Source organism: Pseudomyxococcus flavus (genome assembly GCF_050038885.1).
Classification (GTDB): Bacteria; Myxococcota; Myxococcia; order Myxococcales; family Myxococcaceae; genus Myxococcus; species Myxococcus flavus.
Map to the genome: position 1 here is coordinate 2,103,173 of NZ_CP143624.1, position 13,537 is coordinate 2,116,709.

At 70.3% G+C, this 13,537-nt stretch carries 12 protein-coding genes; 5 read left to right on the forward strand and 7 right to left on the reverse strand.

The window, feature by feature from the left end; translation table 11 throughout:
* Position 1 precedes the first annotated feature (1 nt).
* Positions 2-1,276 (reverse strand): phospholipase D-like domain-containing protein, encoded by a 1,275-nt coding sequence (locus VZL07_RS08800; protein WP_426754907.1) that lies wholly within the window; start codon positions 1,274-1,276, stop codon positions 2-4.
* A gap of 136 nt (positions 1,277-1,412) precedes the next feature.
* Here VZL07_RS08800 and VZL07_RS08805 point away from each other — a divergent pair, with 136 nt between their 5' ends.
* Both VZL07_RS08805 and VZL07_RS08810 read left to right on the forward strand, forming a co-directional pair.
* Entirely contained in the window at positions 1,413-3,746 is a 2,334-nt protein-coding gene (locus tag VZL07_RS08805; protein ID WP_426754908.1) for an acyl-CoA dehydrogenase, read from the forward strand.
* Positions 3,747-3,821: 75 nt separating this feature from the next.
* Positions 3,822-4,322, forward strand: a complete 501-nt coding sequence (locus tag VZL07_RS08810) for an ester cyclase (protein WP_426754909.1) — start codon at positions 3,822-3,824, stop codon at positions 4,320-4,322.
* Between the two features lie 3 nt (positions 4,323-4,325).
* On the opposite strand, the gene VZL07_RS08815 is transcribed toward VZL07_RS08810, so the two are convergent.
* Positions 4,326-4,946 carry a hypothetical protein gene (locus tag VZL07_RS08815; RefSeq protein ID WP_426754910.1) on the reverse strand — a complete coding sequence of 207 codons (621 nt, stop codon included), beginning with the start codon at positions 4,944-4,946 and terminating at the stop codon, positions 4,326-4,328.
* Positions 4,947-5,092: 146 nt separating this feature from the next.
* Between VZL07_RS08815 and VZL07_RS08820 the strand changes: the two genes are divergently transcribed.
* Positions 5,093-6,532, forward strand: a complete 1,440-nt coding sequence (locus tag VZL07_RS08820) for a M48 family metalloprotease (protein ID WP_426754911.1) — start codon at positions 5,093-5,095, stop codon at positions 6,530-6,532.
* Positions 6,533-6,548: 16 nt separating this feature from the next.
* On the opposite strand, the gene VZL07_RS08825 is transcribed toward VZL07_RS08820, so the two are convergent.
* The gene (locus tag VZL07_RS08825; protein WP_426754912.1) at positions 6,549-7,298 is read right to left on the reverse strand and encodes a hypothetical protein; all 750 of its coding nucleotides are present in this window, start codon (positions 7,296-7,298) and stop codon (positions 6,549-6,551) included.
* Between the two features lie 124 nt (positions 7,299-7,422).
* On the opposite strand from VZL07_RS08825, the gene VZL07_RS08830 reads away from it, so the two are divergent.
* Positions 7,423-7,887, forward strand: coding sequence for a DUF3293 domain-containing protein (locus VZL07_RS08830; protein WP_426754913.1), 465 nt, complete (start codon positions 7,423-7,425; stop codon positions 7,885-7,887).
* Between the two features lie 315 nt (positions 7,888-8,202).
* Here the strand turns inward: VZL07_RS08830 and VZL07_RS08835 are convergent, their stop codons facing one another.
* From VZL07_RS08835 to VZL07_RS08850, 4 genes are all read right to left on the reverse strand, one after another.
* Positions 8,203-8,622 (reverse strand): hypothetical protein, encoded by a 420-nt coding sequence (locus VZL07_RS08835; protein WP_426754914.1) that lies wholly within the window; start codon positions 8,620-8,622, stop codon positions 8,203-8,205.
* Positions 8,623-9,083: 461 nt separating this feature from the next.
* Entirely contained in the window at positions 9,084-9,695 is a 612-nt protein-coding gene (gene clpP / locus VZL07_RS08840; RefSeq protein WP_426754915.1) for an ATP-dependent Clp endopeptidase proteolytic subunit ClpP, read from the reverse strand.
* A 106-nt stretch (positions 9,696-9,801) separates the two neighbouring features.
* A complete protein-coding gene (gene fumC, locus VZL07_RS08845) occupies positions 9,802-11,202 on the reverse strand; it encodes a class II fumarate hydratase (RefSeq protein WP_426754916.1) in 1,401 nt (466 codons plus the stop codon).
* Between the two features lie 97 nt (positions 11,203-11,299).
* On the reverse strand, positions 11,300-11,653 hold the full coding sequence (locus VZL07_RS08850; RefSeq protein WP_426754917.1) for a PspC domain-containing protein: 354 nt from the start codon (positions 11,651-11,653) through the stop codon (positions 11,300-11,302).
* A 247-nt stretch (positions 11,654-11,900) separates the two neighbouring features.
* Between VZL07_RS08850 and aceB the strand changes: the two genes are divergently transcribed.
* A complete protein-coding gene (gene aceB / locus VZL07_RS08855) occupies positions 11,901-13,526 on the forward strand; it encodes a malate synthase A (protein WP_426754918.1) in 1,626 nt (541 codons plus the stop codon).
* The last annotated feature ends 11 nt before the right edge of the window (positions 13,527-13,537 follow it).

Sequence of the window (13,537 nt, forward strand, 5' to 3'; positions counted from 1 at the left end):
CCTAGCGGTCCTGCCCCAGAAGCTGGGTGGCGCGCCGGGCCAGCCGCCGCCAGGGGTTGGTGCGCCCGCCGTTCTCCAGGTTGATTTCCTTCGAGTGCCGCAAGTCCTTTGCCCAGCCTCGCACCAGCTTGCGGACGAAGGCCGCGTCGTGGATGACGAGCGAGCCCTCCTTCAGCTTGTTGAGCGACAGCGAGTCCAGGTTGGTGGAGCCCACCACGGCGAGCCAGTCGTCCACGAGCAGCGTCTTCGCGTGCATCATCGACGGCTGGTACTCCCAGATGCGCGCGCCCGCGGCCAACAGCCGCTCGTACGTCGAGCGCTGCGAGGCGCGCATCACCGGCACGTCGTGGTTGGGTCCGGGCCCCAGGATGCGAATCTCCACGCCCTGACGGCACTTCTCCTCCAGCTGCTCCAGAATCGCGTTGGGCGGCGAGAAGTACGCGTTGGCAATCCAGATGCGCTCGCGCGCGGCGGCAATCACCATCCGCACCATGCGCTCGGCGTCGGTGAGCCCCAGCTTGCCCGCGCTGTCGATGAAGCCCGCCGCGCAGGGCCCTCGGGCCTCCGCTTCGGGGAAGGCGCTGGGGGGAATCAGCCCGCCCCCCGACTCCTGCCAGTGCCGGGCGAAGGAGAGCTGCATGCGACGCACCTCGGGCCCCTCGACCCGGACGTGCGTGTCGCGCCACTCGTCCGGCGTCAGGCCGTCGCCTTCCCACACCCTCCAGATGCCGAAGCCGCCGGTGTAGCCGATGCGTCCGTCGACGATGACCAGCTTCTGGTGGCTGCGGCCCAGCAGCCGGCCCAGCACCTTGCCCGCGAGCAGCCGGTAGTAGTGGACCTCCACGCCCGCGGCCGTGAGCACCCGCTCCACCTTCTGGTCGAAGTCCCGGTCGCCGCGAATCTCCTCGCTGCCCACGGGGTCCACCACCACGCGGCACGCCACGCCCGCCCGCGCCCGCTCCACCAGCGCCTCCACGACGCGGTCCGACAGCTCGCAGGGCCGCCAGATGTAGACCAGGATGTGGACGCTGCTGCGCGCGGCGCGGATGTCCTCCAGCATGCGCTCGAAGACGGCGCTGTTCTCCAGGAGCTCCAGCGAGTGGCCGGGAATCAGTCCCACGCCTGTGGACTGGTACAGCGCGAAGGAGAAGGCCTCCGGCCCTGGCGGCAGCGTGAAGGGCCCCTGCATCTCATGCCGCGCGCGCTCCGCGCTGCCAGAGAAGCCCAGCGCCCCGGGCTTGGGAATCAGGTCCTCCAGTGCCTGCGGTTCATCCATGCGAGCAAGCTAGGGACGCCACCCCGTCCCTGGAACGGCCCGCCCGCTCGCCTGCTCGCGCCTCACGCTTCCCGTTGCCGCGCGGCGGCATGCTGGCCACACTGCGCCCGTCCTCTTGCTTCCAGGAGCGCCAACCATGGTGGATGAGACCCGTCCGACAGCGCACGAGCTGCTGTCCCTCCCTCGCCTCGCGCCGCTCGTCCCCATGCTGTACGTGGCCTGGACGGACGGGGAGCTCACAGCCGAGGAAATCCGCGCCATGGGCTCCGCCGCTCGCGCGCAGCCCTGGCTCGACCTGCGCTCCAACACCGTGCTGGCGCGCTGGCTGGACCCACTGATGCCGCCCAGCCCCGGCGAGCTGGCCCAGGTGCGCGAGCACATCCGCCGCACCGCGGAGCGCCTGTCTCACAGCGAACACAAGAACCTCGCCGAGCTGGGCGCGCAGCTCGCCCGGGTGGGCAACGGCGACGAAGGCCTGCCCGCGCCCATGCCGGAGCTGACGCGCGCGCTGACGCTGCTGGAAGAAACCCTGGGCGTCTCCGGCAGCGAGGCGGTGCGCTCGCTCGTCCCCGCTGCATCACCCACCCGCGTCGAGACGCGCGCGCCCACGTCCTTCGACCCGAAGGCGCTGCGCGCGGTGCTGGACCGGACGTATCCGGAGACACGCGCCCAGGTGCGCCAGTGGCTGGCGGACCCGGCGTTCCGCTACACGGACACCCGTGACACCACGAAGTACCGGGACCAGGTGCTCACCTGGCTCAAGGCCATGGCCGACCAGGGTCTGGGCCGCATCGCCTTCCCCGCTGGCAACGAGACGAGCGCGGACCTGGGCGCCTTCGTCACCGCCTTCGAGACGCTGGCCTATTTCGACCTGAGCCTCGTCGTCAAAGCCGGCGTCCACTTCGGCCTCTTCGGCGCGAGCATCCTCTTCCTCGGCACGGAGAAGCACCACCGGAAGTACCTGCCCCAGGTGGCCTCGCTGGAGCTGCCCGGCTGCTTCGCCATGAGCGAGCTGGGCCATGGCTCCAACGTGCGGGACGTGGAGACGGTGGCGCGCTACGACGCGGAGGCCGGCGAGTTCGTGGTGCACACGCCCACGGAGACGGCGCGCAAGGAGTGGATTGGCAACGCCGCGCGGCACGGGCGCATCGCCACCGTGTTCGCCCAGCTCGAGGTGGGAGGCCGGGCGCTGGGCGTCCACGCGCTGCTGGTGCCGCTGCGCGACGCGGCCGGGCGCGTACTGCCCGGGGTGCGCATCGAGGACTGCGGCGAGAAGATGGGCCTCAACGGCGTGGACAATGGCCGCATCTGGTTCGAGCACGTCCGCGTGCCTCGGGAGAACCTGCTGGACCGCTTCGGCCAGGTGACCGAGCAGGGCGAGTACACCAGCTCCATCACCGGCGACTCCAAGCGCTTCTTCACCATGCTGGGCACGCTGGTGGCGGGCCGGGTGAGCGTGGCCTCCGCGGCGCTGAGCGCGGCCAAGAGCGGGCTCACCATCGCCGTGCGCTACGGTGATTTGCGGCGCCAGTTCGGCCCCGCGGGCGACAAGGAGTTCCGCCTGCTGGACCACCAGGCCCACCAGCAGCGCCTGCTCAAGCCGCTGGCGAAGACGTACGCCCTGGACTTCGCGCTCGAGTACCTGGTGGAGCGCTACGTGAATCGCACCGAGGAGGACGCGCGCGAGGTGGAGTCGCTGGCGGCCGGCCTCAAGGCCTACAGCACCTGGCACACCACCGCCGTCCTCCAGGAGGCACGCGAGGCGTGCGGCGGCCAGGGCTACCTGGAGGCCAACCGGCTGGCGGCGCTGAAGGCGGACACGGACGTGTTCACCACCTTCGAGGGCGACAACACGGTGCTGATGCAGCTGGTGGCCAAGGGCCTGCTCACGGGCTACCGTCAGCGCTTCGAGGACGACCGCGTCTTCGCCGTGCTGAAGCTGCTGGCGGACCGGGCCACCAGCGTGGTGGACCGCAACCCCTTCGCCGCGCGGCGCACCGACAGCGACCACCTGCGTGACAACGACTACCACCTGCGCGCGCTGCGCTTCCGCGAGGAGGAGGTGCTGGCCACCGTGTCGAAGCGCCTGCGCAAGCGGTTGACGGCGGGCATGGAGGCCTTCGAGGCCTTCAACCAGGTGCAGGTCCACCTCCTGGAGCTGGCGCACGCCCACGTGGAGCGGCTGGTGCTGGAGCAGTTCCTCGAGGGCGTGGCCGAGGTGAAGGACCCGGGCCTGAAGACGGTGCTGGGCCGCCTGTGCGACCTCTACGGCCTGTCCTGCCTGGAGTCCGCCAGCGGCTGGTTCCAGGAGCACGGGTGGCTGGAGGGCACCAAGGCGAAGGCCATCCGCAAGGAGGTGACGCGGCTGTGCGCCGAGCTCCGCCCGGACGCGGTGGCCCTGGTGGACGCCTTTGGAGTACCGGACACCTGCCTCGCCGCCCCCATCGGTCTGGGCCACCTGTCGCCATGAGGTGAACGTTTGGCGCAGGCAGGCACTGCACGCCTGCCTGCCCATGCGCAGCTTCCGGGTGCCATGACACGACACGTGACGATTGTGCTGTGTGCCCTCGGGTGGCTGGCGGGCTGCGCGACGATGTCTCCGGTGGAGCACGCCGCGGCCCTGGAGGCCCAGAACAAGCAGCGGGTGCAGCAGCTCACCGAGGAGCTCTACAACCTGCGCAAGCTGGACCGCATCTCGGAGTACATCGCCGAGGACTTCGTGGACCGCTCGCAGGGCGCTCCGCGCGACGTGGTGGGGCCCGCCGCCATGCGCCAGCAGGCCGAGGCCAGCTTCCAGGCCTTCCCGGAGCTGAAGTTCGACATCCTCCACCTCCTGGCGGACGGCGACCTGGTGCTCGTGCACTGGAAGGCCACCGGCCCGGACCCCAAGCAGGTGGACGAGGCCGGGACGGCCAGGGACCTCCAGCTCCAGGGGCATTCGCTGTACCGCCTGCGAGACGGCAAGGTGGTGGAGGCGTGGGACATCTCCGACCGCCTCTCGCCGCTGCTCCAGCGCGGCTACAAGGTGGTGCCGCCCACGCTGTAGCCGCTAGCCACCGGGCGCGCGGAACACCGCGCCGTCCTGGCCTTCCACCACGAGGCTGGCGCCGTCCGACGGCGACACCCGGAGCGCCACGCGCGGCTGCCCACGGCGGTCCACCAGCACCAGGCCCGGCGAGCCAAACTCGTCCGCGCCCAGGATGGCCCGGGGCCGCCCATCCGCGTCCGACAGCTCCAGCCGCGACGAGCCATCCACCTGCAGGCCCACGGCGAACAGCTCCACGCCGCCCGGCTTCGACAGCGTCAGGCGCGGGGCCTCGTCCGAGTACACCATCAGCTCCGCCAGGGACTCCCCTTCCGCGGTGGAGAAGCGGAGCCGGGGCGAGCCGTCCTCCCCCACGCCCAGCAGCGCCCGGGGACGGCCCTCGCCGTCACGCAGCACCAGGCCCGCGTTGCCCTGGGCGTCGGTGTCCAGCGTGGCCCGCGTCTGGCCGCGCGCGTCCGTCAGCACCAGCCGGGACGCGACGAGCGTGCCGGAGGCCCCCTCCTCCTCGGGCAGCGCCGCCAGGCCCAGCCCCAGTCCCGCCAGCGTGAGTGCGCCGAAGGTGAGCCCCTGCCACCGCCGGCAGCTGCGCTCCAGGCGCGCCATCCGTGATTCGAGCGAGTCCATTCGACAACCTCCTCCCGGCGAGAAGCTAACGGAAGTGCGGCCGGCGTGCGCGCCCGACTGTCCAGCAGTGACGCGACTCATACCCCGGCCGTGGTCGCTTCGCCCCGGGAGCCCTATTGGGCATTCAGCTCTTCCAGGAAGGCCCCATGACTTCACGACTCCGGCTGTTGCCGCTGCTGGCCCTGCTCACCGTGACGACCTGTGTGCGCAACCCCGCCACGGGCAAACGCATGCTGTCGCTCGTCTCCGAGAATGACGAGATTGCCCTGGGCAAGCAGAGCGCGGAGGAGGTGCGCGGCTCCATCGGCCTCATCCAGGAGCCCAAGGTGCAGGAGTACGTGGCCCGGGTGGGCCTGCCCATGGCGAAGGCCTCCGAGCGGCCGGAGCTGCCCTGGACGGTGCAGGCCGTGGATGACCCGGTGGTGAACGCCTTCGCCCTCCCGGGCGGCCCGGTGTTCGTGACGCGCGGCCTGCTCACCGCGCTCAACTCCGAGGCGGAGCTGGCCTCCGTGCTGGGGCACGAAATCGCCCACATCACCGCGCGCCACTCGGTGGAGCAGCTCTCCCAGGCCCAGCTCGCCCAGGCCGGCCTGCTGCTGGGCAGCGTCCTCAGCGAGGACATTGCGCGCTTCGGGGGCCTGGCCGCCGCCGGGCTCCAGCTGCTGTTCCTCAAGTACGGCCGCGACGACGAGCGCCAGGCGGACGAGCTGGGCTTCAAGTACATGCTGAACGATGGCTACGACGTGCGCGCCGCTGCCAACGTCTTCGCCACGCTGGACCGCGTGGGCAAGGCCGCGGGCGGCGGGCAGGGCCTCCCCACGTGGCTGTCCACCCACCCGGACCCGGGCGACCGCGTGAAGGCCGCGCAGGCGCGCGCCGCCGAGGTCAACGTGGACGTCAACCAGCTCAAGGATGGCCGGGAGGAGTACCTCGCCATGCTCCAGGGCATGGCCTACGGCGATGACCCGCGCCAGGGCTTCTTCCGGGGCAACGTCTTCATGCACCCGGGCCTGCGCTTCCAGCTCACCTTTCCCCAGGGCTGGAAGACGGCGAACCAGCCGCAGCAGGTGGCCGGCGTCAGCCCTCAGGAGGACGCCATCGTCGGCCTGGTGCCCACCGGCAACATCGCGCCGCAGGAGGCGATGCAGCGGTTCCTCTCGCAGGAGGGCATCCAGCCGGTGAGCGCCGCGCCCACGGGCTTTCCCCAGGGCGCCGCGTTCTTCCAGGCGCAGACGGAGCAGGGCGCCATCGCTGGCGTCACCGCCTTTGTCACGCAGGGTGGCACCACGCTCCAGTTGCTGGGCTACACGTCCGCGCAGCAGCTCCCCGCCTACGAGGACGCCTTCCGCGCCACCTTCTCCAGCTTCGGCGAGCTGACGGACGCCTCGGCGCTGGCCGTGCAGCCCGCGAGGATCGAGCTGGCCAAGGTGCCGTCGCCCATGACGCTGCAGCAGTTCAACGAGCAGAACCCGTCCACCATCCCCGTGGAGGAGCTGGCCATCATCAACGGCGTCCAGCCCGGGGACACGCTGCCCGCGGGCCGCACGGTGAAGCGCGTGACGGGTGGGGTGAAGTCCACGCCCTGAGGACGGTCGCCTCGCCTCAGTGGGCGGGGAGGATGTCGGGGCCGCGCCGGATGGGACGGCCCCCGCCGAACAGGAAGCCCAGCTTGAGCTGCGCGATGCCCGTGTTGAAGCCCTTGAAGGCAATCGAGTCGTTGGTGGAGGAGTCCACCGTGCCCAGCACGGGATAGGAGAATCCCACCTCGGGCATCAGGCGGAAGCTCTCGGTGACACGGAACGCATAGCCCACGGAAGCCCCCACGCTGAAGATGTTGACGGAGGTGCCGTCATTGCCCACGTCGCCGGAGAAGTGCGTCCAGAGGACGCGAGGCCCCAGCACCAGCTCCGAGCCCCCTTCCGTCTTGAAGCCCACCAGCAGCGGGACGGCCAGATTCACATAGTTCGTCGACAGCTCCTCGCCGTCGTCCCATGTCCCATCCATGAAGGCGCCCGACACGGACGGGGCCAGTGAGATGGCCTTGAGCGGGTCATTCGGCTGCGTCAGCAGAAACTTGCTCTGGAACTCCACCAGGGACGAGCCAAACCGAAAGCCCAGGTCCACCCGCTCCGACGCGCCGTAGCGAAGCGCCAGGTCGAAATGGGGGTAGACGCCGCCCTCCACGGAGCCGTCCTCCCCGAAGCCCGCCGCACCACCAAGCCCTGGCTCGATGGCAATCTGATAGCGGCCCGCTCCCAGCGTGTCCGCTGTCTGGGTATGGCTCACCGACGTGCAGCCTGCTCCCAAAGCAGCCATCACCAAGGACGCAACCGTCAAACCATAGCGAATCATGGTCCCCCTCCAACGCCTTCACTTCCCGGCCGAAGGTGGCGAGAGGCCTGGACGGCGAACAGCATCGAACATTCACGCCGAATTATCTGAAACCCGATTTTCCCTGGCGGGCGCGAGGCGCATCATGAGCGACATGAGCCTCCATGAACGCGAGCGGCTGACGAAGGCCTACGCGGCGACGCGTTACGTCGTCCGGCCCCATGCATGCACCCGTGGCGTGGAGCAAATCCTGCGGGCGGGTGCCCTCCACCCCGCCTTGGACGCAACGCTTGCGGCCCGAGGCCACCGCGAGTGGGCCTTCCTGACGGCGTGGAACCCCGGCTCGCAGTGGCGGAGCAACGAAGAGAATCGCCGCGCGCAGGAGCGCCTGGTCGCGCAGCTCATCGCCGGAGGTTGGGTGGTGGCGCCCGCACTCGGCGAAGCGGATGACGGAAGCTGGTGCGAGCAGAGCCTCTTCGTCCCCGGACTGCCACGCGAGGAGGCCGGGCGCTTCGGGCGTGCCTACGGGCAAGTCGCCGTGCTCGTGGGGCGCACGGGGGGCCGGGCGGAGCTGCTGTTCTGCGAGGAGGCCCACGCTCCGGCGCCGTGACGCTCCAGTCCTGCCTCAGCCTCCCGCCGGGCTTCCGGCGCCCGGACGCAGCGCCTGAGCCCAGCCCCTGAGGCGCCGTGACGCTCCAGCCCTGCCCCAGCCTCGCGACGGGCTTCCGGCGCCCGGGCGCGGAGCCCACATGGCCCATGGGGTTCCGGGGGCAAGGTGACCCTCACCGCGGCCCCTGGGACGCCCCTGCCGGGCGTCCGGTGCTCAAGCGCGGAGCCCACGGGATTCCGGTGGGCAACGAGCCCTCTCCGGCGTCTCTGCGGCCCCAGCTGGGCCTCCACCCGCGGCGCGGGGCGCCTCCCTTGCTCAGGGAATGGGGCCCCGAGGCTGACCCGCGGCGGGCACGGAGCCGCTGCCGCCCACCGCGCCGTCACCCGGGTTCTCCGGGATGACTTCAATCTCGCGCGCGTTCGTCACCTGGCGGGTGAGCTCGTCGAACTCGACCTCCAGGACGCGGCCCGGCCGGTCCGCGAGGCCGAAGCGGATGCGCCAGTAGTTGGGGCGCACCTCCACCGCCTCCCCGGCCTCGGCCAGCACCAGCGCGTTGTTGCGCGCGTATTCCTCACCGGCCTGAACGACGTCTCGAGTGCCCAGCTCCGTCTGGACGGCAGCCGAGCTGGGAGGGATGGGGGGACGGCCGGTGGGGCCCGTCGCGCAGGCCATGGAGGCCAGGATGGCGCCGGGCAAGAGGAACCGCGGGACGATGCGATATCGGATCGGCGGCATATGCCCATGTTGAGCACGCTTCGTGCCACATGCAGGCAAGGGAGCCGGAAATCGTCCAGCGGTGAACCTACCCCCGGTGCGGAGCCTGGGCGCCCCCCTACCGGGCAGGACACAGCCCCTGTGCTCGCCTGGGACGGAACGCGCCCGCTCGGCAGCGCAGAGCCTGAGCGGCGCTACGCACCGCAACCCCGCCCCTCGGAGCAAGCCCGGGACGGGACGCGCCGCAGTTGGCGCTAGGCCCGCGGCGCGACACACCGCAACCTCGCCCCTCGGAGCAGGCCTGGGGCGGGACGCGCCGCAGTTGGCGCTGGGCCATCGCGGCGCGACGCACCGCAACCCCGCCCCTCGGGGCAAGCCCGGGACGGGACGCGCCGCAGTTGGCGCTGGGCCATCGCGGCGCGACGCACTGCAAGCACCCACCCGGCGCGGGCCCATGCGACACCACGCCGGGAGGCAGCCCGCTACTTCGCCGGCGAAGGCGACGGCGTGATGGCGCGCTGCTTCTCCACCACCTCGTCGATGATGCCGTACTGCCGAGCCTCCTCGGCGCTCATGAAGTAATCGCGCTCGGTATCCTTCTCGATGCGCTCGATGCTGTGGCCGGTGTGCTTCACGATGAGGCCGTTGAGGTAGCTGCGCAGGCGGAGGATTTCCTTGGCCTGGATGTCGATATCCGTGGCCTGGCCCTGAGCGCCGCCCAGCGGCTGGTGAATCATGATGCGGCTGTTGGGCAGGGCGTAGCGCTTGCCCTTGGCCCCCGCCAGCAGCAGCAGCGCGCCCATGGAGGCCGCCTGCCCGACGCAGATGGTGGACACCGGACACTTCACGTACTGCATGGTGTCGTAGATGGCGAGGCCCGCCGTCACCGAGCCACCCGGCGAGTTGATGTAAAGGTTGATGCCCTTGTCCGGGTCCTCCGACTCCAGGAAGAGGAGCTGGGCCACGATGATGTTGGCCACGTCGTCATTGACAGGCGTGCCCAGCATGATGATGCGGTCCTTGAGGAGCCGGCTGTAGAGGTCGTACGCCCGCTCGCCGCGGTGCGTGGTCTCAATGACGAAGGGGACGTTCATGACGCCCCTACCCTAATCGCCCTTCCGCCGCCGCGCCCGCCCCTTCTTCCCGGAGCGTACGCTGCCCCACGCTTCGGCGCCCGGGCCCCCCACCCGCCAGGGGGCCTCAGCCCTTGTGGCCCGTCATGTCCTCCGGACGGACCCACTGGTCGAACTGCTCGGGCGTGACGAACCCCAGCGCCACGGCCGCCTCCTTGAGCGTCGTGCCGTCCCTGTGGGCCGTCTTGGCGATTTTCGCCGCGTTGTCGTACCCGATGTGGGGGTTGAGCGCCGTGACGAGCATCAGGCTGCGCTCCAGGTTCTCCCGGATGCGGGGCCGGTTGGGCTCGATGCCCACCGCGCAGTGCAGGCGGAAGCTGCGCATGCCGTCCGCCAGCAGCCGGCAGCTCTGGAGCACATTGTGGGCGATGAGCGGCTTGAAGACGTTGAGCTGGAAGTTGCCGGACGCCCCGCCCAGGCTGACGGCCACGTCATTGCCCATCACCTGGGCGCACAGCATGGTGAGCGCCTCGCTCTGGGTGGGGTTCACCTTGCCCGGCATGATGGAGCTGCCCGGCTCGTTCTCCGGGATGGTGATTTCCGCCAGGCCCGAGCGCGGCCCCGACGCCAGCCAGCGCACGTCGTTGGCCACCTTGAAGAGCACCACCGCCAGCCCCTTCAGCGCCCCGTGCGCCTGCACCAGCGCGTCGTTGGCGGCCAGCGCCTCGAACTTGTTGGGCGCGGTGACGAAGGGGTGGCCGGTGAGCTGGGCCAGCTCCTGCGCCACGCGCTCGGCGTAGCCCCTGGGGGCGTTGAGGCCGGTGCCCACCGCCGTGCCGCCCAGGGCCAGCTCCAGGAGGTGCGGCAGGGTCCGCTCGAGGTGGGCCTTCGCGTGGTCCAGCTGGGCCACGAAACCGCTGAGTTCCTGCCCCAGCGTCAGGGGCGTGGCGTCCTGCAGGTGGGTGCGCCCCACCTTCACCACGTCCTGGAACGCGCGGGACTTCTCCGCGAGCACGTCGCGCAGCGCCTTCAGCTCCGGGAGGACCTGCTCGGAGATGGCCGTGACGGCGGCCACGCTCATCGCCGTGGGGAAGACGTCGTTGGAGCTCTGCCCCTTGTTGACGTCGTCGTTGGCGTGGACCTTGCGCCCCTCGCCGCGCTCGCCGCCCAGCAGCTCCGAGGCGCGGTTGGCGAGCACCTCGTTGGTGTTCATGTTCGTCTGCGTGCCGCTGCCCGTCTGCCAGACGCTCAAGGGGAACTCGGCGTCGTGTTGACCGGCCAGCACCTCGTCCGCGGCGCGGATGATGGCCTCGCCCTTCTCCTTCGCCAGTGTGCCGTTCTCCACGTTGACCCGCGCGGCGGCCTTCTTCACCAGCACCAGGGCGCGGATGAGGGCCAGCGGCATGCGCTCGGTGGAGATGGCGAAGTTCTGGAGGCTGCGCTGCGTCTGCGCGCCCCACAGCCGCTCGGCCGGGACGTCGATGGGACCGAAGGTGTCTTTCTCGGTGCGAACGTTCTTCGTGCTCACGCGTGGGGCTCCTGCGAATCGAGGCGAGCCCCTTCGATAACAGGCCGGAGCCCCCGCGCAGGGCTCCGGCGTCACCTTCTTCGTTGGGCTCTGAGCACTACACCCGGCGCTCGACGCGGGGCGTGCTCCCCGAGTTGCCCAGGCCGGACAGCCAGCTGTACGTGCGCCGCAGCGGCGCGGTGCCCGTCGCCGACGGCGGCGTGAAGGCCCACAGCAGCAGGTACACCAGCAGCGCCGTGCCCCCGGACACGGCCAGCGCCACCACGAAGGCCACCCGGACCAGCGCCGCGTCCACCCCCAGCTCCCGCCCCAGCGCCGCGCACACACCGGTCAGCAGGCGCCCCTCCACGCCCCGGTGCATCGGCTCCGTGCGCGAGCCGCAGTGCGGACACCGCCGGACCTCCAGGCTCACTTCCTCGGTGCAGGTGGCACAACGTCTCTTGGCGTCCATCACGTCTCCCTTCCGGGCCCGATCCCACTTGGCGTCGGCGCCCCGCATTCCTACCTACGCGCCCCGGCGCTCCTCATTGCGTACCCGCCGGGACGAACTGTTGATTTACAGATTTAACGACAGTGCTGTTGACACAGTTACAGGCAAGCAGGCAAAGATTCACGCCGCACTTCCCTTTTGCACTCGTAGGACTCATTTTCCGAGCCGTCCACTCGAATTTACAACGCACCAAGACAAAGGAGCCCCGATGTCGGACCAAGCCCCCTCTGTGAAGCCCCCGGCGTACGGCCCGGGCGTGGTGGTGAAGGGGACCTGGCACCCGGACTACGCCGAGGTGCTCACCCCCGAGGCCCTGGACTTCGTGGCGAAGCTGGTCCGCACCTTCGGGGAGCGCCGGGTGGCCCTGCTGGAGCGCCGCAAGGCCATGCAGGCGGCCTGGAGCAAGGGGCAACGCCCGCACTTCCTGCCGGAGACGAAGGCCATCCGGGAGGGCGACTGGACGGTGGCCCCCCTGCCCGCCGACCTTCAGGACCGCCGCGTGGAAATCACCGGTCCGGTGGACCGGAAGATGGTCATCAACGCGCTCAACTCGGGCGCGAACGTCTTCATGGCGGACTTCGAGGACGCCAACAGCCCCACCTGGGACAACGTGGTGCGCGGGCAAATCAACCTGCGCGACGCGGTGCGAGGCACCATCTCCTTCACCGCGGAGAACGGGAAGCACTACGCCCTCAACCCGAAGCGCGCCGTCCTCTTCGTGCGCCCCCGCGGCTGGCACCTGCCGGAGCGGCACATCGAAATCGACGGCAAGCCCATCTCCGGCGCGCTCTTCGACTTCGGGCTCTTCTTCTTCCACAACGCCCGTGAGCAGCTCGCGCGCGGCACCGGCCCCTACTTCTACCTGCCGAAGATGCAGAGCCACCTGGAGGCCCGGCTGTGGAACGACGTGTTCCACCTGGCCCAGTCGGAGCTGGACATCCCGCGCGGCACCATCAAGGCCACCGTCCTCATCGAGACGCTGCCCGCCGCGTTCGAGATGGACGAAATCCTCTACGAGCTGCGCGAGCACTCGGCCGGCCTCAACTGCGGCCGCTGGGACTACATCTTCAGCTTCATCAAGACGCTCCAGTCCGACACCAGCGTGGTGCTGCCCGACCGCGGCCAGGTGACCATGGACAAGGCGTTCCTCAACGCCTACTCGCAGCTGCTCATCCAGACCTGCCACCGCCGCAACGTGCACGCCATGGGCGGCATGGCGGCCTTCATCCCCATCAAGGGAGACGCCGCGGCCAACGAGGCCGTCATGGACAAGGTCCGCGCGGACAAGCTGCGCGAGGTGAAGAACGGCCACGACGGGACGTGGGTGGCCCACCCCGGCCTCGTCGCGGTGGCGCGCGACATCTTCGACTCGCACATGAAGGGCCCCAACCAGCTCTCCAACAAGCGCGAGGACGTGAAGATTGGCGAGGCGGAGCTGCTCAAGGTGCCCTCCGGCACCCGCACCGAGGAGGGCCTGCGCCACAACATCCGCGTGGGCATCCAGTACACCGCCGCGTGGCTGGGCGGCCTGGGCTGCGTGCCGCTCTACAACCTCATGGAGGACGCGGCCACCGCCGAAATCTCCCGCGCGCAGGTGTGGCAGTGGCTCCACCACGGCGCCTCGCTGGAGGACGGCCGCAAGGTGACGCCCGCCCTCTTCCGCGACGTGCTGGGCGAGGAGATGGCCCGCCTCGAGAAGGAGGGCGCGAAGGAGCGCTACGGCGCCGCCCACCTGGAGCGCGCCCGCGTCCTCTTCGAGCAGCTCTCCACCGCCAGCACCTTCGAAGACTTCCTCACCCTGCCCGCCTACGACGCGCTGGACGCTCAGCGCTGAATCATCCGCAG